This is a genomic window from Nonomuraea sp. bgisy101, from assembly GCF_057708945.1.
This window is the reverse complement of sequence record NZ_JBYITD010000009.1, coordinates 133,662-156,603: the sequence shown is the minus strand read 5'-3', so window position 1 is coordinate 156,603 and position 22,942 is coordinate 133,662. Positions and strand designations below refer to the sequence as shown.

Genomic DNA, 22,942 nt, shown 5'->3' with positions numbered 1-22,942 from the left:
TGGTCTTGAGTTGAGCCGCGCCTTCTACGCCGAGGTGGTCTCGCCGCTGGCGGCCGGGGTGGCGCACAGTGCCGCGCTGATCGGCCCGGGGTCGGAGGTGCAGGCGTTCGACACCGAGCGCAGCGCCGACCACGACTGGGGGCCGCGGGTGTTGCTGTTCGTGCAGCCGGAGGCGGTCGCCGAGGTGGAGGCGCGGGTGACGGCGGGTCTGCCTGCCTCCTTCGGCGGGTATCCGACGGTGTTCGCCCAGCGGGGGGCGCTGCGCCATGGCGTGCGGGTGGAGGAGCTGGGCGGGTGGCTGAGGGGACGGCTCGGCTTCGATCCGCGTGAGCCGATCACGGCGCTGGACTGGTTGTCGGCGAGCTGGCAGGCGCTGGCCGAGGTCACCGGGGGTGAGGTCTTCCATGACGGGCTCGGCGAGCTGCACGCCGTACGGCGGGCGCTGCGCTGGTATCCCGAGGACGTGTGGCGGTATGTGCTGGCCTGCCAGTGGCGGCGTATCGGCGCGGAGGAGTCCTTTCCCGGCCGGTGCGCGGAGGTGGGCGACGAGCTGGGTTCGGCGGCGCTGGCGGCCGGGCTGGTGCGGCAGGTGATGCGGCTGGCGTTGCTGCAGCGCAAGCGGTATCCGCCGTATGCCAAGTGGCTGGGCAGCGCGCTGGCTCGCCTGTCGGGGGCCGCCGAGCTGGGCCGGTCCCTGACGGGGGCGTTGCAGGCCCGTTCCTACCGTGACAGGGAGCAGGCGTTGTGCGAGGCGTACCAGCGGCTGGCCGCCGTGCACAACAGGATCGCCCTGACCGCGCCGCTGGATCCGGGCGTGCGGGGTTTTCATTCCCGGCCGTTTCAGGTGATCGGCGGTGACCGGTTCGCCGCGTCCCTGCTGGAGTCGATCCGTGACCCGCAGGTCGGCGCGCTGCCGCCGACGGGCAGCGTCGACCAGCTGTGCGACAGCGTGGACGTGCTGACCGTGCCCGCCAGGGCCAGGGCGTTGACGCGCGCGGCGCTGAGCCCGTCACAGGCGGCCGCCTGAGTCGCCCGCGCGCAAGCCGGCAGCGAACATGATCGCGGCAGCGGCGCGGGGGAGCTAGGTTGCGGGCATGCTGAGCTACGACGAGGCCGGTCAGGGGCCCGCGGTGATCCTGATCCACGCCGGCATCGCCGACCGGCGCATGTGGGACCACCAGTTCGCCGCGCTGGCCGCCTCCCACCGGGTCATCCGCTACGACTGGCGCGGCTACGGCCTGTCGCAGGATCCCGGGCAGGACCTGTGCCACCACGAGGACCTGCTGGCGCTGATGGACGGGCTCGGCGTCGAGCGGGCGGCGCTGGTGGGCTGTTCGATGGGCGGCGCGTACGCGGTGGAGGCGGCGCTGGCCGCCCCCGGCCGGGTGAGCGCCCTGGCGTTGATCGCCTCGGGCCTGGCCGGGCACGTCTGGCCGCAGGACATGCTGGCCCAGGCCCGCGAGCGCGTGCACAGCGCGGTGCCGGCCGAACGCCTGGCCCGCTACCGGCAGGGCGGCGCCGACGTCGAGGAGGGTGACGCGCGGGCGATGGCGCGGGCCCAGGTGCTGTGGCAGGTCGCCGGCCCCGAGCGGGGGCGCGAGGACCTGTCGCGGCAGGTGTGGGAGCGGGCGGTGACGATGTGCGAGGGCGTCTTCGAGCGGCTGTGGCGCGGCCCGGCCCTGCCCGAGCGGCTGCTGGACCCGCCGGCGGCCGGCAGGCTGGGCAAGGTGCGGGCGCCGACGCTGGTGATCAACGGGCTGGCCGACGTGCCGGGCATCCAGCAGGTGTCGGACCTGCTGGCGGCGGGCATCGAAGGGGCCCGCCGCGTCGACCTGCCCGCCACCGGTCACCTGCCGCCGCTGGAGCGGCCCGAGCGGGTCACGGCGCTGCTGACGGAGTGGCTGGCAGGCCGGCCGTAGGCGTGGCAGGGCTGAGCAGCAGCGGAACCAGCACCTCGTCCACGATCTCCTCGAGCGCCTGGTCGGGGATGGGCACGCCGTGGGACAGGAACTGGTGGCGCAGCATCGCCTGGCCCGCCTCCAGTCTGCGCGGGGTCACCGCGCTGGCGTCCATCTCGCCGCGCTCGACGGCTCTGCGTACCACCTCGGCCATCGCCATGCGGCTGCTGCCGTGCGACAGGCGGCGCAGCTCGGCCATGCGTGACCGGTCGGCCAGCCCTTCCGACAGCAGCCCGCGCAGCGCCTCACCGGCGGGCCCCGCCAGCAGGTCGGCGTTGCGGCGCAGCAGCGCAAGCAGGTCGCCGCGCAGGCTGCCGGTCTCCTCGGGCCGCGATGGGTCGGGCATGGCGTGGTAGACGGCCTCCATCGCCAGCTCCATGCGGCTGGACCAGCGCCGATACAGCGACGCCTTGCCGGTCCTCGCCCGTTCGGCGACCCGTTCCATCGTCATCCCCGCGTAGCCGACCTCGGCCAGTTCGGCGAGCACGGCCTCGAAGATGGCGGCGTTGAGCTTGTCGCCGCGTCGGCGGGGCTGTTTGCGGTGGTCGGTGACCATGTCTAGATCCTAGGAACGGTGAGGAGTCCCGCGCGCCCGTCGACGGTGACGACCTGCCCGGTGGACAGGACGCCTGCTGGCCTCCACCACGATCCGGTCGCGGGCGCCGGTGACGGGGTTGACGGTGACGGGGTCGCCGGTGAACACCACGTTGAGGATGGTGTCCTGCCGGTCGGCGAAGGCCGAGCCTGGCAGGTCCTGCGCGGAGGCGCTGGAGCGCACCGCGACGATCGCCGGCGGACGGCTCGGCCGGCACCTGGGCGGCGACCCCGGCGTGGGCGTCGGTGGTGATGACGAAGCCGTCAGGGACGGGAAGCCCCGCGCCGATCAGCTCACCCAGGTTGGCGCCCTTGCCTGCGGCCGGCGCCACCGTATCCTCGCGAGCGTCCCCGCCGACGTCCTTCAGGCGCGCCAGTGGTCTCATACGCGCTCCTCCACGTGGGCGTTGGTGCGCAGCTCCCGCACGGGCAGCAGGATCGCCAGCGCGAACGCCGCCGCCAGCAGCGGCGTCATCAGGGCGAACACCAGCGGCATGGCCTGGCCGAGTGCCGCCGCCTGGCTGTGGCCGCCGTCCATGCGCCAGGTGATGAGCGTGCCGGCCGCCGCGACGCCCGCCGAGGCGCCGATCTGGCGCAGGAAGGTCACCGAGGAGGTGGCGGTGCCGAGGTCGGCGTAGTCGACGGCGTTCTGCGTGGCCAGCACCATCACCTGCATCACCAGGCCGACGCCGAGCCCGACGAGCGCCATGGCCGCCGCGACGGCGGCGAGCGCGCCGGGCCGGGGCGCGCTGTACAGGCCGGTCGACAGGAGGGACAGCAGGGCCAGGCCCGCGCCGGCCAGTGCCGTGCCGGCCACTGGGTAGGGCTTGTAGCGGCCGGTGCGGGTGATCAGGCGGCCGCTGGCGATCGTGGTCGCCAGCACCCCGGCCATCAGCGCGGTCACCACCAGCCCCGCTTGGGCGGCGCCGGCGCCGAGCGCGATCTGCAGGAAGGCCGGCAGGTAGGTGAGGGTGCCGAACAGGGCGAAGCCGATGAGGAAGCTGATGGCCACCGGGATGGCGAAGGCGCGCCGGCGAAACAGCCGCAGTGGCAGTACGGGGTCTGCGGCCCGTCTGGCGGTCACCAGCCAGACGGCCGCGCCCGCGAGGGCCACGGTCAGCCAGGCCGGGTGGCGGGTCTGGCCGAGCAGCACCAGACCGACCACCGCCGCCGCCAGGGCGATGGTGCCGGCGTAGTCGATCGGCGGCCGCCCAGCGGAGCTCGCAGTGGAGCTCATCGTGGAGTTCGTCGTGGGGCGGGGCAGGTGCAGGGTGAGGGTCAGCAGCACGAAGGCCAGCAGGCCGAGGGGCGGATAGATCGCGAAGATCCACCGCCAGGTGAGCCGGTCGACGAAGAAGCCGCCGAGCAGCGGGCCGCCGACGGCGGCCACGACGTAGGCGGCGCCGATGAAGCCGAGATAGCGGCCGCGTTCGCGGGGCGAGACGAGCTCGCCGATGACGGCCTGCGCGCCGATCATGAGGCCGCCGCCGCCCATGCCCTGCAGCGCTCGGAAGGCGACCAGCTGCGGCATGGAGGAGGCCAGGGAGCACAGCAGCGCGCCGGCCACGAAGACGATGATCGCGGCCTGCATGACGGGTTTGCGGCCGAAGCGGTCGCCAAGCTTGCCGTAGACGGGCATGACGACGGTGGCGGCGACGAGGTAGGCGGTGACGACGGCGGGCATCTGGTGCAGGCCGCCGAGGTCGGCGGCGATCGACGGCAGCGCCGGGGTCATGATCGTCTGGTCGAGGGCGCCGAGCAGCATGGCCAGCACGAGTCCTGGCAGGACGAGGACGACCGATCGGCGCATCACGACCCCTTTTAGGAAACGGCTCGTTCTCTAAGGAGGCTACGCTTCACCTTTTGGAGACGCAACGTTCACTATCGATCGGTGTGGGGCGCTCAGCACGCGGCGGCCAGGGCGGCGGCCACCCGCTCCAGCGCAGGCAGCGCCGGGGTGTAGGGCACGCGCAGATGATGGATGAGCGTCGCGTCGGCCGCGAAGCGGGGCCCGGGCGTCAGGCTCACTCCCTCCCTGCCCATCGCGGCGGCCACCTCGTCGGCCCGCGCGCCGCTCAACCGCAGCCACAGCGCCAGCCCGCCCTGCGGAAGGGCGAAGTGCCAGCGCTCGTCACCGGCCAGTAGGCCGGCCAGATGATCACGCCTGCGGCGCAGCTCGGCCCTGCGCCGCACAAGCAGAGGCTCGAGTCCGGCCAGCAGCTCCACGGCCAGCAACTGCTGGGTCGGCGCCGCGCTCAACGGCCCGCACAGCGGGTGCGCGCCGAGCCGCCCGATCAGCGAAGCGGGACCGCGGACCCAGCCGATACGCAAGCCGCCCCACAGCGTCTTGCTGGCCGACCCGATCAGCACCGCCCCGCCGATCCTGGGCGGCGGCGCGGGATCGGCGCGCAGGTCGAGCTCGCGCAGCGTCTCGTCGGCGATCAGCGTGATCCGCTCGCGCGCGGCAAGCTCGGCCACCGTACGGCGCGCCGAGACCGTCATCAGGGCGCCGGTCGGGTTGTGGAAGTCGGGCGTCAGATAGGCCAGCCCGCCACGCGCGGCGGCGAAGGCGTCGGCCAGCTGGTCCAGATCCCACCCCTGCGAACCGACCCCGAACGGGGCCACCGTGATCGCCGTGCTCCCCGCGCCGCGCAGCAGCGACAGCACGTCGAAGAAGGTGGGGCTCTCGACCGCGGCCACCCGGGGCCGCAGGTACGCGCACAGCAGCGCGAAAGCCGCCCGCGCCCCCGAGGTGATCAGGATCTGCTCCGGCAGGGTAGCCAGACCCTGCCCGGTGTAGCGACGGGCGATGAGCGAGCGCAGCGAGGCCAGGCCCGGGCCGGGCTCGCCGTCCTCGGCCAGGACGGGACCCGCCTGCTCACACACGCGCAGCATCGCCGCATGGAAGGCCTCCTGCGGCGCGGCGGGCACGGCCCTGCGCAGGTCGATCACCCCCATGGCGCCGCTGGCCGACACCGGCGCGATCGGCTCGGCCAACGGCGGCGGCAGCCGCAGCGTGCTGGCGCTGCCCTGCCGCGTCCGCACCCAGCCGCCCTCGCGCAACTCGGTCAGGGCGGCGACCACGGTGCCCCGGCTGACGCCGAGCGCGGCGGCCAGGCGCCGCTCGGCGGGCAGACGGCCGCCGGTTCGCAGCCTGCCGTCGAGCACCGCCTCGCGCACCGCGGCGGCCAGCGCGGCCACCAGCACAACCCCTGGCCGCCGCCACTGGCCGAGCGCCGCGACCAGCCGCTCCTCACCCGCCTGCATTGGTCCAGTTTCCCATGATTGGACCAGGCCGTGGGCGGGACCGGCGGCTATGGTCGGCAACCGAAACGACCTGTAAGGAGCACCGCACGTGGATTCGCACCTGGCCGGAGACCTCGCCCGGCTGCCGGCCCTGCTGGACAGCACCCGCCGACGCGCCACCACGTTCCTGGACGGCCTGGCCGAGCGGCCGGTCGTACCCGCGTGGCCGGCCCCCGAGCCGACGGCGCTGCCGTCCACGGGGATCGGGCTGGAGGGCGCCCTGGAGGAGTTCGCACGGCGCTGGGAACCCGGGCTGTCGGCCAGCGCGGGACCCCGCTACCTCGGCTTCGTCACCGGCGGCGTCACCCCCGCCGCGCTGGCCGGCGACTGGCTGACCGCCACCGTCGACCAGAACGCCATGTCGTCGCTGGACCCCACCGGCCAGCACCTGGAACGCGAAACCGTCGGATGGCTGCGCGAGCTGTTCGGCCTCAGCCCCGCCCACCAGGGCGTCTTCGTCAGCGGCGCCACCATGTCCAACACCGTCGGCCTGGCGATCGCCCGCGAATGGCTCGGCGAAAGCCGGGGCGTCTCGGTCGCCGACGCGGGCACGGCCGCGCTCGGCCCCGTGCGGGTGCTGTCCGGCAGCGCGCACTCCAGCATCGCCAAGGCGCTGTCCATGCTCGGCATGGGCCGCGACAGCCTGACCACGGTGGCGCTGCTGCCCGGCCGCGAAGCCGTCGACCCCGCCGCGCTCGAACGCGCCCTGGAGCAGGCGCAGGGGCCCTGCGTGGTCGTCGCCAACGCCGGCACGGTCAACACCGTCGACTTCGACGACCTGCGCGCCGTCGCCGACCTGAAACGACGGCACGCGTTCTGGCTGCACGTCGATGCCGCCTTCGGCGCCTTCGCCGCCCTGTCCGCCGAGCACGCCCACCTCCTCGCCGCCCTGGACCAGGCCGACTCGGTCTGCGTGGACCTGCACAAATGGCTCAACGTCCCCTACGACAGCGCCGTGCACTTCACCCGCCGCCGCGACCTGCAGGCCCGCGTCTTCCAGAACGCCGCCGCCTACCTCGGGCCGCTCGGCGACACCCCCGACCTGGTGCACCTGAGCCCGGAGAACTCCCGCCGCATGCGCGCGCTGGCGACCTGGTTCACCCTGCGCGCCTACGGACGCGAGGGCCACAAGGAGATCGTCGAACGCTGCCTGGCCTGCGCCCGCACCCTCGGCCAGGCCGTCGAGGCAACCGCCGGGCTGCGGCTGCTGGCCCCCGTACGGCTGAACGTCGTCTGCTTCACCCTGGAGCACGACCCGACATCGCAACGCCTGGCCGCCCTGGCCGAGGCGGCGGCCCCCGAGGTCTTCCTCACCCCCACCGTCCTGGACGGCGTCCCCGCGCTGCGGGCGGCCTTCAGCAACTGGCGGACCACCCCCTCGGATGCGCGACGGGCGGCCGACACCCTGCGACGGCTGCTGTGAGCCCGCCGCGTCGGTGACCGCCGACCTCCGGACACCCCCGCGCGCCGGCGCGCCAACCCCTCCGGTATGGTGACGAACCCCAGCAGTGCTCCGAACGAGAGTGCTCCGACCGAGGAGGTGAGACCCATTTCGCCACATCAGGCTGGGTGCTCCCACCTCACAGCCGTCCGGTCCGCCACCCGCGCGTGACACCGGAGGGAGCGCCCACAGGCATTTTCCGAAAGGCGCTCATGCCGGCACCATCGTTGTCCCTCATCGTCTCCACCCTCCGCTCCGCGGGCTGCGTCTTCGCCGAGGACGAGGCCGAACTGCTCCTGACCGCCGCCACCACCCCCGCCGAACTGACCGCCATGGTCGAGCGGCGCGCCGCCGGCCTGCCGCTGGAACACGTCCTGGGCTGGGCGGAGTTCTGCGGCCTGCGCGTGGCCGTCGACCCCCGCGTGTTCGTCCCCCGCCGCCGCACCGAGTTCCTCGCCCGCCAGGCGATCGAACTGGCCCAGGCCGCCGGCCGCCCAGGCCGCCCCGCGGTCGTCGTCGACCTGTGCTGCGGGTCCGGCGCCCTGGGAGCCGCCGTCGCCACCGCCGTCCCCGACATCGAACTGCACGCCGCCGACATCGAAGCGGCCGCGGTACGCTGCGCCCGCCGTAACCTCGCCGACTTCGGCGGGCACGTCCACCAGGGCGACCTGTTCGAGCCGCTGCCCCCGCACCTGATGGGCCGCGTCGACGTCCTGATCGCCAACGTCCCCTACGTCCCCAGCCGCGACGTCGAACTGCTGCCGGCCGAAGCCCGCGTCCACGAGCCGCGGGTGGCGCTCGACGGCGGAGCCGACGGCCTGGAGGTCATGCGCAGGGTGACGGCCGCCGCGCCCGGCTGGCTCGCGCCAGGAGGGAGCCTGCTGGTGGAGACCAGCGGGAGGCAGGCGCCGCACGCCGTGCGGACCTTCACCGGCAACGGCCTGCACGCCCGCGAGGCCTCCTGCGAGGAGCTGTACGCCACCGTCGTCATCGGAACCGCCCCCCTCCCGTGACCCGGCGCGCCGCCCGCCTGCCCGGCCGTCAGGTCACAGGCGGGCGGCGTTGGCCTCGACCGCCGCGCACAGGTAGGCCGCCAGGCCCGGCGCCATCGCCTCGAACGTGGCGGTGAAGCGCGGATCGCTCACATACAGCTGGCCCAGCCCCCGGTGAATGGCGGGCGTGCACGGGTAGAACCAGCGGCTGATGTACCCGCGGTGCCGTTCGGCCAGGTCCATCACCTGCTCGGCGTCCGCGGGCAGGCCCGCCTTCATCGCCGCCACCAGATCGGCGACGATGCCGGCCCCCTCGGCCTGCAGCTGCAGCCAGTCGGCCTTGGTGTAGGCGGCGACCCTGCGGCGGCTTTCGGCGTACTCCTCGCCGCCGCCCCAGCGCCGCTCGGCCTCGGCCTCGTGCTCCTCGGGACGGAAGTCGCCGAACACCTCGAAGCGTTCCTCGGGCGTCAGCGCGATGTTCCTGCTGCGCGCCTCCATCGCGATCTCCACCGCCGCCACCATGTCGCGCAGCCTGCCGATGCGCAGCGTCAGCAGTTCGTGCTGGCGCCGCAGATGCGTCATCTCGTCGCTGGCGGGATCATCGAGGATCGCCGCGATCTCCTCCAGCCCGAACCCGAGCTCCCGGTAGAACAGCACCTGCTGCAGCCGTTCCAGATCGGCCTCGGCGTAGCGGCGGTAGCCCGCGCCGCTACGCTCGGACGGCGACAGCAGCCCGAGCTCGTCGTAGTGATGCAGCGTGCGGACCGTCACCCCGGCCAGGCGCGCGACCTGCCCCACGGAGAAGCTCATGCCCCCAGCATGAACCCTCACCCAACGTGAGGGTCAACCGCCGCTGGACTCTCCCATCACAGGAGAGTCCATGCTTGAGCCATGGATCTTCTGCCGATCGGGCAGTTCGCCCGTCTCAGCAGGCTCAGCGTCAAACAGCTGCGGCACTACGCCGAGCTCGGCCTGCTGACGCCCGCCCACGTCGATGAGGACAGCGGCTACCGCTACTACCACCCGTCACAGGCCCGCCAGGCGCTGTCGATCGGGTTGCTGCGTTCACTCGACGTGCCACTGGCGGTCATCGGCCAGGTCCTGTCAGGTACGGCAGGCGCGCTCGGCCACGTCCGCGACGATCTGGAAGCCGAGCTGCAGCGGCGGCGGCGCACCCTGGCCTCACTGGAACGGCTCATGCGTGAAGGACTGCCCGCCGCCCGCGTCGTCGAGGTGGAGGTGCCGTCGCTGCTGGTGGCGGTGACGGCCGAGCAGGCCGCCGGCGACCTGGACATCGGCAGGGCCACCTCGGCCTGCGTGGCCAGGCTCGTGGCCACCTGGGCGACGGGCGTCACAGGCGCCCAGGAAGGCACGCAGGACCCGGGCCGTACAGGCGAGGCGGGGGAGCGGGGGCCCGAGCTGATCGGGCTGTTCCCCGTCGAACTGGCCGAACCCTGCACGGTCGAGGTGGCGCTGGTGACCGGTGCACCGGTCGCGGGCGCGATCCCGCGCGTGCTGCAGGGAGGCCGCTTCGCCCAGGTCACCCACGTCGGCCCCTACGACCAGATCGCGCTGACCTCCCACGCCCTGCTGTCGTGGTGCGCCGAACGCGGCCACCCGGTGAGCGGCCCGATCCGCGAGGTGTACGCCTCCGACCCCGGCCGCACCCCACCTGACCAGCTCATCACCCACATACAGATTCCCCTGGAGGAACGACCATGTTGACCAGCTACGGCCCCGTCACCGCCCTGACCGTCACCGGTGTGGGCGAACCAGGCGGCACCGAGCACGCCGCCGCGATCTCCGCCCTCTACACCGTCGCCGGCGCCATGAACGCCCCCATCGGCCCGATGGAGGGCCGCTGGTGGGTCGAGGACTCCAGGCCCCCGCTGAGCGTGCCGCGCGAGCAGTGGCGCTGGCACCTGCACCTGCCGCTGCCCGCGGCGCCCGAGCCCGGCACGATGGAGGCGGCCAGGGAGTCGGCCCGGCCCTCCGGCGCGGCGGTCGACCGGGTACAGGTGGTCACCTTCACCGAGGGGGAGTGCGTGGAACTGATGCACGAGGGCCCCTACAGCGAGGAGCACGTGACGCTGGCGGCCATGCAGGAGTACATGGACGCCAACGGCCTGGTCCCCAACGGCCTGCACCATGAGGTCTACCTGTCGGACCTGCGGGAGAGCGACCCCGCCAAGATGCGCACCGTGCTGCGCCAGCCTGTCAGGAGCGCGGCGGCCATCGGCTGACCACCTGCACCTGCCCGCCTGCTTATCTGACCGCTTGCCCACCTGGCCCGGCCGCTGCCAGCGCGGCTCGCCGAGGGCTCCTTTCGAGGCAGGCCGGTACCCGGCTTCCCCATCATGGCCGCCGCCGCGGTGGGGAAGCCGGGCATGCCGCACGGCGGTCGGCCGCACCCACTGTGGAGCGATCCCACAACCAGCTCGCCCTGCGCCTCACCCCCGCCATCCGCAGCTGACGCCCGCCCGCGAACAGCACCCCACGGCAGGGGAGCGACGTCGCCAGCCGGACAGCACCTTCGCCGCCATACCCAGAGGACGAACCTCACCGGCCGGACAGCACCTCCGCCATACCCCCATGCCCCGCCGTGCTACTGCGGCGACAGCGCCAGCCGCACCCCGAAACCCACCAGCACCGTACCGGTCACCCCGTCGATCACCCGGCGCGCCCAGGGCCGCTCCAGCCACGAGCGTGCCACCCCCGCCCCGGCGATCAGCAGCGCGAACCACACCATGCCCTCGAGATTGTGCACCAGCGCCAGCAGCAGCCCACCGACCAGCGGCGGCGCCTCCTGCGGCAGGAACTGCGGCAACAACGCCACATAGAAGACACCGATCTTCGGGTTGAGCAGGTTCGTCAACGCGCCCCTGGCCCACGCCGCCACCACACCGCCGTCCCCCTCCCGCGCGGCGGGCGCCCCCACCGCAGAGGCCGGCCCCTCACGCCGCGCCCTGACGATCATCGACACGCCGAACCACACCATGTAGGCCGCCCCCGCGTACCGCAACACCGTGAAAGCCACCTGCGAAGCCGTCAGCAACGCCGACAACCCGGCCGCCGCCGCCACACCCCACACCAGCACGCCCGTGTTGATGCCCAGCGCGGTCGCGAACGCCTGCCGCCTGCCCTGCGTCAACGCCGAACGCAGCACCAGCGCCGTGTCCAACCCTGGAACGATCGTGAGAAACGCCGCGACGAGCGCGAACGACAACAAAGCCGAAGTCATGCCCCCATGATGCCTTCCGTCGCCGACCCCGGGCACGCGCCCCCGAGCACGCGTACCCCTGGACAGAGGCCGACCACGCGCCCAGCACGGCGGCCGGCCACCGCGTGCCGTACGGCCTCCTGCGACACCGCCCCGAACAGCACCCCCGGCACAGCACCGAACGCGACGCCAGGCACAGCACCGAGCACAGCACCGAGCACAGCTCTCGGCACAGCTCTCGGCACGAGGCTCACCCGCGCTGCTCCGGCGGCGGCTTCAGCAACGGATGGGCGCGCATCGCCACCTCCAGTTCACCAGGCAACTCGTCGCGGTAGCGCCCCAGCGTCGCCAGATCACTGTGACCCAGCACCCTGCGCACCGCGTCCATGTCGACCGCGTCGGCCAGCAGATGCGTGGCGGTCGTGTGCCGCAGCCCGTGCGGCGTCACCGAACGCCGCTGCGACGGATCCACCTCCCGCTGCACCCTGTCGATCACCGCCTGCACATCGCCGCGCGCCAGCCGCCGGCCCCGCCACGACAGCAGCAACGCCTTGTCGGCCGTCTCGGGACGACCCCCGTCCAGGTACGCCTGCAACGCCTCGGCCACCAGACCGGGCAACGGCACATCCCGCGTCTTGCCGCCCTTGCCGAAGATCCGCCAGTAGCGCACCCCGTCGTTGGTGTAGAAGTCCTCCACGTTGGCCCGCACCAGCTCCGAGACCCGCGGCCCCATCGTCGACAGCAACAGCACGATCAACGCATCACGCAACTCCGTCCGCTGATCGCTGCGCGGCCTGCGCCGCCCCTCGGCCACCGGCTCGGACCGCTCAGGCCTGAGGGCCTGCGCCGCCCCGATCAGCCCCTGCGCCTGCTCACGCGTCAACGCCCGCCGCTCAGGCCGCAACCCGCCCCGCTCCTTGGCCGTCACCGTCGCCATCGCCATCGGATTGATCTGCACCCACCCCGCCAGCGCCGCGTGCTTGAACAGCGCCGAGATCGAACGCCGAAAGCGCGCCTGCGACGAGGCGCTCTGCAACCCCCCGCCCGCCGTCGCCCGCCGCCCGTCGGGCTTGCGCGCGAACGCCAGCAGGATGGCATCCACATCCTCGCCCGTCAGATCGTCCAGCACCGTGCCCTCACCGGCCAAGGCCACCAGCGTCGCGGCGTCACGCGCGTACACCTCCGCCGTCGAGGCCGACAACGCCCCCGTCAGCGTCTTGGCGCGCACCAGCTCCACATAGCGGTCAGCCGCCTGCGCCACCGTCAGCCTGTTGAGCTCCGCAGGCCGCATGCCCCTCCTCGCCTAGAAGATCCGCGGCAAGACCGTATCGAGCGCCACCGACAAAAACACCTCCACCCTGCCGCCCACGACAGCCCCGACGGCTGGCCCGAGGACACCATCGACCAGCTCGAGCTGTTCCTGCTCGACAACCAGGCCATGACCCCCCAGCTCCGCCGCGCCGACGACCACGACCGGCCCGACCTGTTCCTCCACGACATCGCCGCCGCACCCGCCCGCGTCCTGGCCACCCAGTGGCGCATCCCCGCCATCCAGCTGTCGCCCACGTACGTGGCATGCAAGGGCTACGAACAGGACATGGCGCCGACGCTCGACCGGCTCGCCGCCACCCCCGAAGGCGCCGACCACTTCCGCCGCGCCCAGCGGTTGCTCGACGACGAAGGCATCCACACCCCGCACGCCGACTTCGTCGGCCGCCCCGAGGCCTGCCTGTTCATCCCGCGCGCCCTGCAACCCCACGCCGTACGCGTCGACCGGGGCCCGCTACACCTTCGTCGGCCCCCGCATCGGCTCCCGCACCCGGCCAAGGCACCTGGCAGCGCCCCCAGGCACCGACAAGATGATCCTGGTCTCGCTCGGCTCGGCCTTCACCAACCAGCCCGCCTTCTGCCGCGCATGCCTCAAAGCCTTCGGCGACCTGCCCGGCCGGCACCTCGTCCTGCAGATCGGCGCGCACGTCGAGCCGTCAACACTGGGGCACCTGCCCGCAGGCGCCGAGATCCACCACTGAGTACCCCAGCTCGACATCCTGCGCACCGCGCTGCTCGACCTCAGCTCCGATCCCGCCGTCGCCGAGCGCCTGCACACCATCCAGCGCCAGCTCCAGGCCGACGGCGGTACCCAGCGCGCCGCCGACCTCATCGAGCAGGCACCCTAGATGTCGCGGAAGATCTCGATCCGCGCGCCCAGCGCCGTCAACCGGTCCGCCAGATCCTCATACCCCCGGTTGATGACATAGACGTTGCGCAGCACCGAGGTGCCCTCGGCCGCCATCATCGCCAGCAGCACCACCACCGCAGGCCGCAACGCCGGAGGGCACATCATCTCCGCCGACCGCCACCGCGTCGGCCCCTCCACCAGCACCCGATGCGGATCCAGCAGCTTCACCGACGCCCCCAGCCGCGTCAGCTCCGTCAGATAGATCGCCCGATTGTCGTAGACCCAGTCATGAATGAGCGTCGAGCCCTGAGCCGTCGCCGCGATCGCCGCGAAGAACGGCACATTGTCGATGTTCAACCCGGGAAACGGCATCGGGTGGATCTTGTCGGTGGGGGAGACCAGCTTCGACGGCCGCACCGTCAGATCCACCAGCCGCGTACGGCCGTTGGCCGCCCGGTACTCCGCCGACCGGTCATGGTCCAGGCCCATCTCCTCCAGAACCGCCAGCTCGATCTCCAGGAACTCGATCGGCACCCTGCAGATCGTCAGCTCCGACGACGTCACCACCGCCGCAGCCAGCAGGCTCATCGCCTCCACCGGATCCTCGGAGGGGGAGTAGTCCACATCCGTCTCGATCTGTGGCACCCCGTGCACCGTCAACGTCGTCGTGCCGATGCCCTCCACCTTCACACCCAGCTCCTCCAGGAAGAAGCACAGGTCCTGCACCATGTAGTTGGAGGAGGCGTTACGGATCACCGACACCCCGTCATGGCGGGCCGCGGCCAGCAGCGCGTTCTCCGTCACCGTGTCGCCCCGCTCGGTCAGCACGATCGGCCTGGTGGGGGAGACCGACGCGTCCACCTTGGCGTGGTACATCCCGCCCGTCGCCGCCACCTCGAGCCCGAAGTGCCGCAGGGCGCTCATGTGCGGCTGCACCGTGCGCGTGCCCAGATCGCAGCCGCCCGCGTACGGGATCTCGAACTGGTCCGTGCGATGCATCAACGGCCCCAGGAACATGATCACGCTCCTGGTACGGCGCGCCGCCTCGGTGTCCATCGACGCCAGATCCAGCTCGGCCGGCGGCACGATCTCCAGATCGCCGCCGCCGTTGATCCACCGCGCCCGCACCCCGATCGAGGCCAGCACCTCCAGAATCCGGTAGACCTCCTCGATCCGCGCCACCTTCCGCAGGATCGTCCGCCCCGAATTCAGCAGCGACGCGCACAGCAACGCCACGCACGCGTTCTTGCTCGTCTTGACCTCGATGCTGCCCGACAGCCGCCGGCCGCCCACCACCCGCAGGTGCATCGGACCGGCGTAACCGAGCGAAACGATCTCGCTGTCCAGCGCCTCACCGATGCGGGCGATCATCTCAAGACTGATGTTCTGATTGCCCTTCTCGATGCGGTTGACCGCGCTCTGGCTCGTCGCCAGCGCCTCCGCGAGCTGCAGCTGCGTCCAACCCCGGTGCTGCCGCGCGTCCCTGATCAGCTTGCCGATCCGCACAAGATAGTCATCTGCCACAACAGGCAACATATCTCACATATGAGATTCCTTAGAGACCGGACACACCCCGATGCCACGCCACATTCTCCGGCGTCACCAACGCCTTCGCCTTACCCACGAAATCCCGCCGCGCCGCCGAGAACCCCCGCCGATCATCGAACATGTCCCGGCTCATCTCCGCCAACTCCTCGATCCGATAGGCGTCCAACGGCTTACGCCGCTCATCCTCCTCCCGGCGCTCCCGCTTGACCCGCACCAGCTCCGCGTAGTCATCACGCTCCGCCAACCGCTCGGCGAACTCCAGGACCTCCTGCTCGAACTCCTCCCGAGACCCCTTCAACACCCGATCGGCCAACCCCATCGACACCGCCTGAGCCGCCCCCACCGGCAACGCCTCCTGCGTCAGCGACTGCGCCGTCTCCGCACCCACCCGCGCGGGCAGCACATACGTCCAATACTCCGAACCGAACAACCCCATCGTCCGATAGTGCGGGTTCAACACCCGCCCCTCACGCACCAACACCCGGTCGGCGCCCAGCCCCATCATCACCCCGCCGGCACCGGCACTGCCCGCCATCGACGTCACCACCAACTGCCCCGTACACGAAATGATCTCCCGGCACACCCCGTTGATGGCGTTGATGTTCATCCACGCCTCCATCTCCGGATGGCGCGCCGCCTCGATCACATTCAGGTGGATCCCATTGGAGAACACCTCACCCCCACGCACCACCAACACCCGCGTGTCCTGCGCCACCGCGTACTGCAGCGCCTCCACCAACCGCCGGCACTGATTGGTCGCCATCGCCCCGTTGTAGAAGTCGAAACTCACCACCCCCACCCGACCGGCCCGCTGGTAGGTGATCTCCGAAAACCCCGGCTGCGACGACGGAGCCCGCCCCAGTCGCCGCCGCAGCACCGACACCGCAGGCAGCTTCACCCCACCACGGTCCTCACGCCGCAACTGGCCCACCCACACCGTCCCGTCACCGGTGTGCACCAGCACCGCCCCACCACGACGAGCCGCCACCGCACCAGGCTGACCCATCAGCACAGGCCCCACCCGCGCGTCGAACACCCGCACATCCATCCCGCACAACACCGCCGCTGCCCCCGGCGACCCGTCAGCGGCCCGAATCCGCCGCACCACCCGATCCGACGACTCCGCCCACGAGAACTCCCGATCCGCGCGACGCATCGCCGGACGCAACTGCCCCCACACCTCCGGCCGCCCGTAATCCAGCGGCATCGGCACGAACGACGGGTCCTCGGCCTTGCGCACGACCTCCAGCACCAGCTCGGTCGCCGCGTCCGCCACCGGACCGTTGTACAGGCTGCTCTTGCGCGCGGGATCCTCGGGCAGCGCGAACTCCCGCCACCCCCAGATCGGGCCCGCGTCCATCTCCTCGACCGCCTGCAACGCCGTCACGCCCCAGCGCCGCTCGCCTTCCAGGATCGCCCAGTCCAGCGAGGACGGACCCCTGTCGCCGCGCGGACCGGGGTGGATGATGATCACCCTATGCTCGCGCCACAGCCGCTCGGGCACCCTGTCCTTCAGGAAGGGGCAGACGATCAGGTCGGGTTTGGCCAGCGACACGGCCTCGAGCATGACCTCCTCGGAGATCGCGAGCTCCACGGTCACTTCATGACCCGCCTCGCGCAACTCGATCCACGCACGCTGGGTCAGGCCGTTGAACGCCGAGACAAGAAGCAGAATCCGCACTTTGGAGCATCCTTCAGAGCTGAACCTTCGACTAAGAAAGTGATGCTGACACGCCTGAGCAAACCCGAGTGACAGAAACGCGCAAATTCCCGATTTTCCCGACATTGAAATTCGGGCATAAGGGACAAAAGGGGAGATTAAGCCCAGAAAGGAAGAGAAGGCAAGATCGATGACATCGGGGGAGAGGCTCGCCGGCGGGGCCGCACACGGCACGTTCCGGCGATCGCCGATCAGGGGAGACGTGGTGTCGTGTGTGCTGCGTCACGGCGACAGGCGGGGCGCCCGCGCGCGCACGGCGCCCGTCCGCCTCGCCCCGGATTCTTAAACCAAACAGAATTCACCTTCTGTCCGGTTTAGCGTCGATTCACAGCTTTCGTACGAATCGGGTGGCGGCGCGATGACTCATGCCCGTCTCGCCGCGCACCAGGAAGACCGCCTCCTGGAACTGGCCCGTCGCCTTCAGCTCGCGAGCCTGATCGGTGACGTCCAGTGCGGGGATGAGGCGGTTGCGCGGCCGCCGCGTCAACCGTACGGCCAGGAAGATCAGGAACAGGATCACGGCGGTCACGAGCACGGTCAGCAGGACGAGGGAACCCAGGCTCGTCGGCATGACCCGATCGTAACCGGATCACCCGCATCGATCACAGGGTCTGGACGAAGGACTCGGCTTCACCCTGGCCCATGCCCGTCTCGCCGATCACCAGGTGGACGGCCTGCTCGGCGCGGCCGGCCGCCTTCAGTTCGCGGACGCGGGTGGCGAGGTCGGGGCGGGCGCCGGCGGGTGGGCGCTGCAGGCTTTGGAGCATGGGGTGGCTGTGGCCTGCGGCGATGGCGTCGACGACGTCTTTGGCCTGCTTGAGGCCGAGTCCCGTGTGCTGGCGCAGGAGCTTGATGGCGTGGATCTGGCGGCCGCCGGCGACCAGGTCGCGCAGGGCGGCTTCGAGGTCGTGCGGCGCGACCGGCCGGTTGGGTGGCGGCGTCGTGGCGGGTCGGCGGGCGGCGCGGACGGCGGCGGTGACGACGAGGGTCACCAGGAGCGCGACGACGGCGATGACCGCGAGGACGATGAGGAGTTCGGCCGGTCCGATGTTCGGCATGCCGTGATCGTATCCCCAGCCGTTTGCTCGATAATGAACATTATGTCAAGTAGAGGTGATGGAACCCTCTCCTGACGGAACCTTTGACGAATCGTGGAAAGAGCGCCCCTGAATGATGGGGTCGCATAGTGTAGGGAGTCCGTACGTCGGATAAGGGAGCACACGTGGGGAACGACGGGGTCTTGTGCCAGGTGTGCCAGGGGGTTCTTCCCGCTAGCGGCCGTGAGGCGTATACGACGGCCCGTGGCCGGCTGATCGTGACCAACGGTTACTGCGAGGGCGGGTGCGTCGAGCGGGTCGCGCTGCGGCAGCAGCAGCACCAGCAGCAGCCGGTCGAGGTGGTACGGCAGGCGCCGGTGGCGATGCCGCAGCCGCCCGGTGTCCGGGTGTTGAGCTCGTAGGAGTTCGGGGGCTGCTCCCCCGTGATCGTTGTGGGCCTGCGGACGGTGCGCCGCGGGCCCTGTCGTGTGTGAGGGTGTGGCCACGCGCCTGAATCCGCCCCGCCTCCCCCGCGACGGCCCTTCCGGCTGCGCATGCCGGGGCTCCTCTCCCCCGTTGGCCTGGTGGCCGGTTCCGTCCGGCCGGACGGCGGGGCGCTTGGTCTGTCACGGTTGGTCACTGTGTGTGATCGCTCTCCCCCGGTTCGGTGTGCCAGTAGTCGCGGGTTTCGACGGCGAGGCCGTCGGGGTCGAACCGGGCGAAGACGCATCCTGCGAGGATCGTGGGCTGGTGGCCGTCGAGGGCGTGGACGCGGAACTCGATGGCGGCGCGGTCGCCGTCGACGAGGGGCCGCTGGAAGGTGACGGTGATGGGCGTCTCGCCGTCGAAGGACCAGCGGATGTAGTCGAGGATGGCGGCCTTGCCATGGTGGGGTGGGCGGAAGGGCATGCTGGTGTGGACGGCGTGGTCGGCGTAGAGGGTGGCCAGGGCGTCGAGGTCGTGGTGGGTCCAGCCGTGCTGCCAGGTGTCGGCGAAGCGTTGGGCGGCGGTGCGGGTGTCCATGGTGCTGATTTAATCGCTTGCGGTTTTGTCGGTGCGGTTGGTTAGTGTTCCGGCTCGTGGCTCTTCAACCTCTCATCTACGCGCGCGGGCTGGTCAAGCGGTTCGGTGAGTTCACCGCGGTGGACGGCATCGATCTGGAGGTGGCGCCTGGCGAGGCGTTCGGTTTCCTGGGTCCCAACGGGGCGGGTAAGTCGTCGACGATGCGGATGATCTCGTGTGTGTCGATGCCGTCGGCGGGCGAGTTGCGGATCTTGGGGATGGACCCGGTGCGGGAGGGGCCGGCGATCAGGGCGAGGCTGGGTGTGTGCCCGCAGCTGGACAATCTGGATCCTGATCTGACGGTGCGGGAGAACCTGACGACCTATGCCCGGTATTTCGGGTTGTCGCGGTCGCAGGCGCGGGAGCGGGCCGAGGAGATGCTCGAGTTCGCGCAGTTGACGGAGAAGGCCTCGAGCAAGGTGGAGCCGCTGTCGGGTGGGATGAAGCGGCGGTTGACGATCGCGCGGGCGATGGTGAACGAGCCTGATCTGGTGTTGCTGGACGAGCCGACGACGGGGTTGGACCCGCAGGCGCGGCATCTGCTGTGGGAGCGGTTGTTCCGGCTGAAGCAGCGTGGGGTGACGTTGGTGTTGACGACGCACTACATGGACGAGGCCGAGCAGTTGTGTGATCGGCTGGTGGTGATGGACGGCGGGCGGATCGTGGCCGAGGGGTCGCCGCGGTCGCTGATCGAGACGTATTCCTCTGCCGAGGTGGTGGAGTTGCGGTTCGGGGCCGAGGCGTTGGAGGGGTTCGTGGAGCGGTTGTCGGGGGTGGGTGATCGGGTGGATGTGTTGCCTGATCGGATCCTGGTGTATGCGAAGGACGGCGATGAGGCGGTGTCGGAGGTGCATCGCAGGGAGTTGGCGCCGTCGAGTGTGCTGGTGCGGCGCTCGTCGCTGGAGGATGTGTTCCTGCACCTGACCGGCCGGACGTTGGTGGACTGATGGCGCATCCGACGGTGGCGGTGCTGGAGCGGCATCTGACGTTGTACAAGCGGTTGTGGCGGGCGTCGTTGTTTTCGACGTTCCTGCTGCCGTTGCTGTTCCTGGCGAGTATCGGGCTGGGGGTCGGGGGTTATGTGGGCACGGTGGGGGGCGTGCCGTACGTGGAGTGGATCGTGCCGGGGGTGCTCGCCTCGACGGCGTTCCAGATGGCGGTGGGTGAGTGCACCTACAGCGTGCTGAGTGAGTTCAAGTGGACGCGGGGCGCGCACGCGATGTTCGCGACGCGGGTGTCGGCGTGGGACATGGTGCGGGGCTGGATGCTCTACATCGTGTTCAGGGTGATGGTGGCGGCGGTGGTGTTCCTGGCGGTGGTGGCCGGGTTCGGGGCTTTGTCGTCGGTGTGGTCGGTGGTGACGTTGCCGGTGGTCGCGGTGCTGGCGGTGGCGGTGGCGGCTCCTGTGTCGGCGTTCTCGGCGTCGATCGACCATGACAGTTACTTCGCGTTGCTGTTTCGGTTCGTGATGATTCCTTCGACGTTGTTCGCCGGGGTGTTCTTTCCGGTGGAGCAGTTGCCTGCGGTGGTGCGGCCGTTGGCGTATGCGTCTCCGTTGTGGCATGGGGTGGAGTTGTGCAGGGCGGCGACGTTGGGGGTCGCTCCCCCGTGGCCGGTGTGGGTGCATGTGGGTTATCTGCTGGTGTTCGGGGTGGCGGGGCTGTGCTGGGCCGCGTATGCCTTCCGTAAGCGACTTCAGGACTGATCATGGTGACGTTGGCGGTGGCTCGGCGGGTGTCGGCGGGCCGGGTGGGTGCGGTGGTGGGCCGCAATGTGGGGGCGTTGCGGAGCGGGGCTTCGTACTGGCTGGTGCTGGTGTCGGGGTTTTTCGAGCCGCTGCTGTACCTGTTGTCGATCGGGGTCGGCGTGGGTGCGTTGGTGGGGCGGATTCCACTGGGTGACGGGCGGGTGGTGTCCTATGCGGTGTTCGTGGCTCCGGCGATGTTGGCGGCTTCGGCGATGAACGGTGCGTTGGCGGAGACGACGTTCAACTTCTTCTTCAAGATGAAGTACGCCAAGACGTTCGAGGCGATTTTGGCGACGCCGGTGCGGCCGATCGAGGTGGCGCTGGGTGAGCTGACGTGGGCGATGGTGCGCAGCTCGTTCTATACGGCGGCGTTCCTGCTGGTGATGGCTGTGATGGGGTTGGCCGAGCCGTGGTGGGCGTTGGCTGCTTTTCCGGCGACGATGCTGGTGGGGGTGGCGTTCGGGGCGGCGGGGATGGCGATGTCGACGTTCTTGCGGGGATGGCAGGATTTCGATCTGATGACGGCGGCGCAGTTCTCGTTGTTCCTGTTTTCGGGGACGTTCGCGCCGGTGGGGGGTTATCCGCCGGTGTTGGCGGCGGTGGTGCAGGTGACGCCGCTGTATCACGCGGTGGAGTTGGTGCGGGGGCTGGCGTTGGGTCGGGTGGAGTGGGCGTCGGCGGGGCACGCGTTGTATCTGGTGGCGTTGGCGGCTTTGGGGTTGTGGGTGGCGTCGCGGCGGATTCAGCGGGTGTTGTGTTCGTGAACGGAGGTCACTGAGCTGGTCGGGAGCGGGCCGTAGAGGTGGGGGAAGGTCTCGTCGCTGCCCGGGGGTGTTTCGTAGCGGATGTCGAGGCCGGTGGCGTCGATCTCGAGCAGGAGCAGGGGTTCGGTGACGTCGGCGTAGAAGCGGTCGGTGACGGCTTGGGCTTGGCGGCGGTCGGTGCTGAGGTGGATGAAGCCTTCTTGTTCGAGGGTGCGGCCGCGGGTGGAGATGCGGTATTCGCCGGTGTGCTGGGCGTGGTGCCAGTCGGTGGCGTAGGCGATGTGCAGGACGCTCATGTGAGGGCCTCCAGGGCGAGGTCGACGTCGAGTTCGGTGGTGTAGAGGTGGAAGCTGGCGCGCAGTCTGCCGGCGCGTACGGCCATGCGGACGCCTGCTCGTTGGAGTCGTTGCGGGGTGTCGGGGTGGGTGGTGTCGAGGGAGACGATGGCGCTGTCTCCTGGTGGTTGGCCAAGGCCGGTGCGGAAGCGGTTGGCCATGGCGAGGTTGTGTCGGCGGATGTCGTCGGTGTCGAGCTGGTTGAGCAGGTCGAGGGTGGGTGCGGCGCCGACGTAGGAGAACCAGGCGGGCGACAGGTCGAAGGCGCGGGCGTCGGGGTGGTGGGTGAGCGGCATGCCGTACATGCTGGTGCCGGAGTACCAGTTGGCGGCGGTGGGTGTCATGCGTTCGCGGAGGCGGGGTGAAAGGTAGCCGAAGGCGGCGCCGCGGGGGCACATCAGCCATTTGTAGGCGGCGCAGGCCAGGGCGTCGAGGCCGTGGGTGGTGACGGGTAGCCAGCCGCAGGCTTGGCTGGCGTCGGCGATGACGAGGGTGTCGTGGGCGTGGGCGGCTTGGATGATGTCGTCGAGGGGGGCGAGTTGTCCGGTGGCGGACTGGACGAGGCTGAAGGCGACGGCGGTGGTGCGGGGGGTGATGGCGTCGGCCAGCCGGTCTGGTGGGGCGGTGTCGACGTGGGCGGCTACGGCCCACGGGTAGACGTTGCTGGTGAATTCGATGTCGGGTATCAGGATGCGGGCGTCTGGCGGGAGGGCGGTGGCGATCTGGGAGATGATCTGGGAGGCGGTGGAGCTGACGGTGATGTCTTCGGTGGGTGCGCCGATGAGGGTGGCGAAGGCGGCGCGTGAGCGGGTGACCTGGTCGTCCCAGGGTTGCCAGTCGGTGCTGCCGTGGCGCCATTGGGTGAGTGCGGTGTGGAGCTGGTCGTAGGCGGGGGTGGGTGGCAGGCCGTAGCTGGCGGTGTTGAGCCAGCCCGGGGTGGGTTGCCAGAGTTTGCGGGCGGCGTCGAGGTGCATGCCGGTCAGCTTAGGCAGGCGGGAAAATGCGTCGCTTTCGTGGGTGGGGGTTCCTACACTGCGGG

At 70.8% G+C, this 22,942-nt stretch carries 26 protein-coding genes; 11 read left to right on the top strand and 15 right to left on the bottom strand.

The window, feature by feature from the left end; genetic code table 11:
* Positions 1–10: 10 nt before the first annotated feature.
* Positions 11–1,027: a DUF4037 domain-containing protein gene (locus tag AC3EO4_RS18920; protein WP_379572468.1), complete on the top strand. Its 1,017-nt coding sequence runs from the start codon at positions 11–13 to the stop codon at positions 1,025–1,027.
* A 67-nt stretch (positions 1,028–1,094) separates the two neighbouring features.
* Entirely contained in the window at positions 1,095–1,919 is an 825-nt protein-coding gene (locus tag AC3EO4_RS18915) for an alpha/beta fold hydrolase (RefSeq protein ID WP_431896861.1), read from the top strand.
* Here AC3EO4_RS18915 and AC3EO4_RS18910 read toward each other — a convergent pair.
* From AC3EO4_RS18910 to AC3EO4_RS18895, 4 genes are all read right to left on the bottom strand, one after another.
* A complete protein-coding gene (locus tag AC3EO4_RS18910; protein ID WP_431896860.1) occupies positions 1,879–2,514 on the bottom strand; it encodes a TetR/AcrR family transcriptional regulator in 636 nt (211 codons plus the stop codon). The two genes, AC3EO4_RS18915 and AC3EO4_RS18910, sit on opposite strands and share 41 nt — an antisense overlap.
* Positions 2,515–2,523: 9 nt before the next feature.
* A complete protein-coding gene (locus AC3EO4_RS18905) occupies positions 2,524–2,736 on the bottom strand; it encodes a hypothetical protein (RefSeq protein ID WP_379572465.1) in 213 nt (70 codons plus the stop codon).
* 198 nt (positions 2,737–2,934) lie between these two features.
* Positions 2,935–4,362, bottom strand: a complete 1,428-nt coding sequence (locus AC3EO4_RS18900; protein ID WP_431896859.1) for an MFS transporter — start codon at positions 4,360–4,362, stop codon at positions 2,935–2,937.
* 92 nt (positions 4,363–4,454) lie between these two features.
* Positions 4,455–5,819 (bottom strand): aminotransferase-like domain-containing protein, encoded by a 1,365-nt coding sequence (locus AC3EO4_RS18895; RefSeq protein ID WP_379572463.1) that lies wholly within the window; start codon positions 5,817–5,819, stop codon positions 4,455–4,457.
* An 88-nt stretch (positions 5,820–5,907) separates the two neighbouring features.
* Between AC3EO4_RS18895 and AC3EO4_RS18890 the strand changes: the two genes are divergently transcribed.
* A complete protein-coding gene (locus tag AC3EO4_RS18890; RefSeq protein ID WP_431896857.1) occupies positions 5,908–7,281 on the top strand; it encodes a pyridoxal phosphate-dependent decarboxylase family protein in 1,374 nt (457 codons plus the stop codon).
* 230 nt (positions 7,282–7,511) lie between these two features.
* Complete coding sequence (locus AC3EO4_RS18885; protein ID WP_431896855.1) at positions 7,512–8,312, top strand: putative protein N(5)-glutamine methyltransferase; 801 nt, start codon at positions 7,512–7,514, stop codon at positions 8,310–8,312.
* Between the two features lie 33 nt (positions 8,313–8,345).
* Here the strand turns inward: AC3EO4_RS18885 and AC3EO4_RS18880 are convergent, their stop codons facing one another.
* Positions 8,346–9,101 carry a MerR family transcriptional regulator gene (locus AC3EO4_RS18880; RefSeq protein ID WP_431896853.1) on the bottom strand — a complete coding sequence of 252 codons (756 nt, stop codon included), beginning with the start codon at positions 9,099–9,101 and terminating at the stop codon, positions 8,346–8,348.
* Between the two features lie 81 nt (positions 9,102–9,182).
* Between AC3EO4_RS18880 and AC3EO4_RS18875 the strand changes: the two genes are divergently transcribed.
* Positions 9,183–10,016, top strand: coding sequence for a MerR family transcriptional regulator (locus AC3EO4_RS18875; RefSeq protein ID WP_431896851.1), 834 nt, complete (start codon positions 9,183–9,185; stop codon positions 10,014–10,016).
* A complete protein-coding gene (locus AC3EO4_RS18870) occupies positions 10,010–10,534 on the top strand; it encodes a GyrI-like domain-containing protein (RefSeq protein WP_379572458.1) in 525 nt (174 codons plus the stop codon). Before AC3EO4_RS18875 ends, AC3EO4_RS18870 begins: the two co-directional genes overlap by 7 nt.
* A 362-nt stretch (positions 10,535–10,896) precedes the next feature.
* On the opposite strand, the gene AC3EO4_RS18865 is transcribed toward AC3EO4_RS18870, so the two are convergent.
* The 3 genes from AC3EO4_RS18865 to AC3EO4_RS18855 all read right to left on the bottom strand — a co-directional run bounded on the left by AC3EO4_RS18865 (position 10,897) and on the right by AC3EO4_RS18855 (position 13,270).
* On the bottom strand, positions 10,897–11,532 hold the full coding sequence (locus AC3EO4_RS18865; RefSeq protein ID WP_379572457.1) for a LysE family translocator: 636 nt from the start codon (positions 11,530–11,532) through the stop codon (positions 10,897–10,899).
* A 229-nt stretch (positions 11,533–11,761) separates the two neighbouring features.
* Positions 11,762–12,802 carry a tyrosine-type recombinase/integrase gene (locus AC3EO4_RS18860; RefSeq protein ID WP_379572456.1) on the bottom strand — a complete coding sequence of 347 codons (1,041 nt, stop codon included), beginning with the start codon at positions 12,800–12,802 and terminating at the stop codon, positions 11,762–11,764.
* 12 nt (positions 12,803–12,814) lie between these two features.
* Positions 12,815–13,270: a hypothetical protein gene (locus AC3EO4_RS18855; RefSeq protein ID WP_431896849.1), complete on the bottom strand. Its 456-nt coding sequence runs from the start codon at positions 13,268–13,270 to the stop codon at positions 12,815–12,817.
* 100 nt (positions 13,271–13,370) lie between these two features.
* Here AC3EO4_RS18855 and AC3EO4_RS18850 point away from each other — a divergent pair, with 100 nt between their 5' ends.
* Positions 13,371–13,541, top strand: coding sequence for a hypothetical protein (locus AC3EO4_RS18850; protein WP_431896847.1), 171 nt, complete (start codon positions 13,371–13,373; stop codon positions 13,539–13,541).
* Positions 13,542–13,684: 143 nt separating this feature from the next.
* Here the strand turns inward: AC3EO4_RS18850 and AC3EO4_RS18845 are convergent, their stop codons facing one another.
* The 4 genes from AC3EO4_RS18845 to AC3EO4_RS18830 all read right to left on the bottom strand — a co-directional run bounded on the left by AC3EO4_RS18845 (position 13,685) and on the right by AC3EO4_RS18830 (position 18,016).
* Entirely contained in the window at positions 13,685–15,214 is a 1,530-nt protein-coding gene (locus AC3EO4_RS18845; RefSeq protein WP_379572453.1) for a helix-turn-helix domain-containing protein, read from the bottom strand.
* 31 nt (positions 15,215–15,245) lie between these two features.
* A complete protein-coding gene (locus AC3EO4_RS18840) occupies positions 15,246–16,919 on the bottom strand; it encodes an enoyl-CoA hydratase-related protein (RefSeq protein WP_431896846.1) in 1,674 nt (557 codons plus the stop codon).
* A gap of 364 nt (positions 16,920–17,283) precedes the next feature.
* Positions 17,284–17,529, bottom strand: a complete 246-nt coding sequence (locus tag AC3EO4_RS18835) for a hypothetical protein (RefSeq protein WP_379572451.1) — start codon at positions 17,527–17,529, stop codon at positions 17,284–17,286.
* 31 nt (positions 17,530–17,560) lie between these two features.
* Positions 17,561–18,016, bottom strand: coding sequence for a ribosomal protein L7/L12 (locus tag AC3EO4_RS18830; protein WP_431896843.1), 456 nt, complete (start codon positions 18,014–18,016; stop codon positions 17,561–17,563).
* Positions 18,017–18,273: 257 nt separating this feature from the next.
* Here AC3EO4_RS18830 and AC3EO4_RS18825 point away from each other — a divergent pair, with 257 nt between their 5' ends.
* On the top strand, positions 18,274–18,417 hold the full coding sequence (locus tag AC3EO4_RS18825) for a hypothetical protein (RefSeq protein ID WP_431896842.1): 144 nt from the start codon (positions 18,274–18,276) through the stop codon (positions 18,415–18,417).
* A 214-nt stretch (positions 18,418–18,631) separates the two neighbouring features.
* Here AC3EO4_RS18825 and AC3EO4_RS18820 read toward each other — a convergent pair whose 3' ends face one another.
* Positions 18,632–19,018 (bottom strand): nuclear transport factor 2 family protein, encoded by a 387-nt coding sequence (locus AC3EO4_RS18820; protein WP_379572448.1) that lies wholly within the window; start codon positions 19,016–19,018, stop codon positions 18,632–18,634.
* Between the two features lie 119 nt (positions 19,019–19,137).
* Between AC3EO4_RS18820 and AC3EO4_RS18815 the strand changes: the two genes are divergently transcribed.
* Genes AC3EO4_RS18815 through AC3EO4_RS18805 form a run of 3 tightly spaced genes read left to right on the top strand, consistent with a single transcriptional unit; the run spans position 19,138 to position 21,568 of the window.
* A complete protein-coding gene (locus AC3EO4_RS18815) occupies positions 19,138–20,004 on the top strand; it encodes an ABC transporter ATP-binding protein (protein WP_431896841.1) in 867 nt (288 codons plus the stop codon).
* The gene (locus tag AC3EO4_RS18810; protein ID WP_379572446.1) at positions 20,004–20,762 is read left to right on the top strand and encodes an ABC transporter permease; all 759 of its coding nucleotides are present in this window, start codon (positions 20,004–20,006) and stop codon (positions 20,760–20,762) included. Before AC3EO4_RS18815 ends, AC3EO4_RS18810 begins: the two co-directional genes overlap by 1 nt.
* Positions 20,763–20,764: 2 nt before the next feature.
* Positions 20,765–21,568 (top strand): ABC transporter permease, encoded by an 804-nt coding sequence (locus AC3EO4_RS18805; RefSeq protein ID WP_379572445.1) that lies wholly within the window; start codon positions 20,765–20,767, stop codon positions 21,566–21,568.
* Here AC3EO4_RS18805 and AC3EO4_RS18800 read toward each other — a convergent pair.
* Together AC3EO4_RS18800 and AC3EO4_RS18795 are read right to left on the bottom strand one after the other, a co-directional pair.
* Complete coding sequence (locus AC3EO4_RS18800; protein WP_431896839.1) at positions 21,547–21,864, bottom strand: DUF952 domain-containing protein; 318 nt, start codon at positions 21,862–21,864, stop codon at positions 21,547–21,549. The genes AC3EO4_RS18805 and AC3EO4_RS18800 overlap by 22 nt on opposite strands.
* The gene (locus AC3EO4_RS18795; RefSeq protein WP_379572443.1) at positions 21,861–22,877 is read right to left on the bottom strand and encodes an aminotransferase class V-fold PLP-dependent enzyme; all 1,017 of its coding nucleotides are present in this window, start codon (positions 22,875–22,877) and stop codon (positions 21,861–21,863) included. The genes AC3EO4_RS18800 and AC3EO4_RS18795 overlap by 4 nt, the downstream gene beginning before the upstream one ends.
* Positions 22,878–22,942 lie beyond the last annotated feature (65 nt).

Excerpts from the sequence above, each read along its gene's own strand:
- AC3EO4_RS18870 (WP_379572458.1), top strand. The coding sequence starts at position 10,010 with ATGTTGACCAGCTACGGCCCCGTCACCGCCCTGACCGTCACCGGTGTG.
- AC3EO4_RS18860 (WP_379572456.1), bottom strand. The coding sequence starts at position 12,802 with ATGCGGCCTGCGGAGCTCAACAGGCTGACGGTGGCGCAGGCGGCTGAC.
- AC3EO4_RS18830 (WP_431896843.1), bottom strand. The coding sequence starts at position 18,016 with ATGCCGAACATCGGACCGGCCGAACTCCTCATCGTCCTCGCGGTCATC.
- AC3EO4_RS18850 (WP_431896847.1), top strand. The coding sequence starts at position 13,371 with ATGATCCTGGTCTCGCTCGGCTCGGCCTTCACCAACCAGCCCGCCTTC.
- AC3EO4_RS18875 (WP_431896851.1), top strand. The coding sequence starts at position 9,183 with ATGGATCTTCTGCCGATCGGGCAGTTCGCCCGTCTCAGCAGGCTCAGC.
- AC3EO4_RS18900 (WP_431896859.1), bottom strand. The coding sequence starts at position 4,362 with ATGCGCCGATCGGTCGTCCTCGTCCTGCCAGGACTCGTGCTGGCCATG.
- AC3EO4_RS18805 (WP_379572445.1), top strand. The coding sequence starts at position 20,765 with ATGGTGACGTTGGCGGTGGCTCGGCGGGTGTCGGCGGGCCGGGTGGGT.
- AC3EO4_RS18865 (WP_379572457.1), bottom strand. The coding sequence starts at position 11,532 with ATGACTTCGGCTTTGTTGTCGTTCGCGCTCGTCGCGGCGTTTCTCACG.
- AC3EO4_RS18880 (WP_431896853.1), bottom strand. The coding sequence starts at position 9,101 with ATGAGCTTCTCCGTGGGGCAGGTCGCGCGCCTGGCCGGGGTGACGGTC.
- AC3EO4_RS18810 (WP_379572446.1), top strand. The coding sequence starts at position 20,004 with ATGGCGCATCCGACGGTGGCGGTGCTGGAGCGGCATCTGACGTTGTAC.
- AC3EO4_RS18885 (WP_431896855.1), top strand. The coding sequence starts at position 7,512 with ATGCCGGCACCATCGTTGTCCCTCATCGTCTCCACCCTCCGCTCCGCG.
- AC3EO4_RS18795 (WP_379572443.1), bottom strand. The coding sequence starts at position 22,877 with ATGCACCTCGACGCCGCCCGCAAACTCTGGCAACCCACCCCGGGCTGG.
- AC3EO4_RS18915 (WP_431896861.1), top strand. The coding sequence starts at position 1,095 with ATGCTGAGCTACGACGAGGCCGGTCAGGGGCCCGCGGTGATCCTGATC.
- AC3EO4_RS18820 (WP_379572448.1), bottom strand. The coding sequence starts at position 19,018 with ATGGACACCCGCACCGCCGCCCAACGCTTCGCCGACACCTGGCAGCAC.
- AC3EO4_RS18800 (WP_431896839.1), bottom strand. The coding sequence starts at position 21,864 with ATGAGCGTCCTGCACATCGCCTACGCCACCGACTGGCACCACGCCCAG.
- AC3EO4_RS18910 (WP_431896860.1), bottom strand. The coding sequence starts at position 2,514 with ATGGTCACCGACCACCGCAAACAGCCCCGCCGACGCGGCGACAAGCTC.
- AC3EO4_RS18895 (WP_379572463.1), bottom strand. The coding sequence starts at position 5,819 with ATGCAGGCGGGTGAGGAGCGGCTGGTCGCGGCGCTCGGCCAGTGGCGG.
- AC3EO4_RS18835 (WP_379572451.1), bottom strand. The coding sequence starts at position 17,529 with ATGCCGACGAGCCTGGGTTCCCTCGTCCTGCTGACCGTGCTCGTGACC.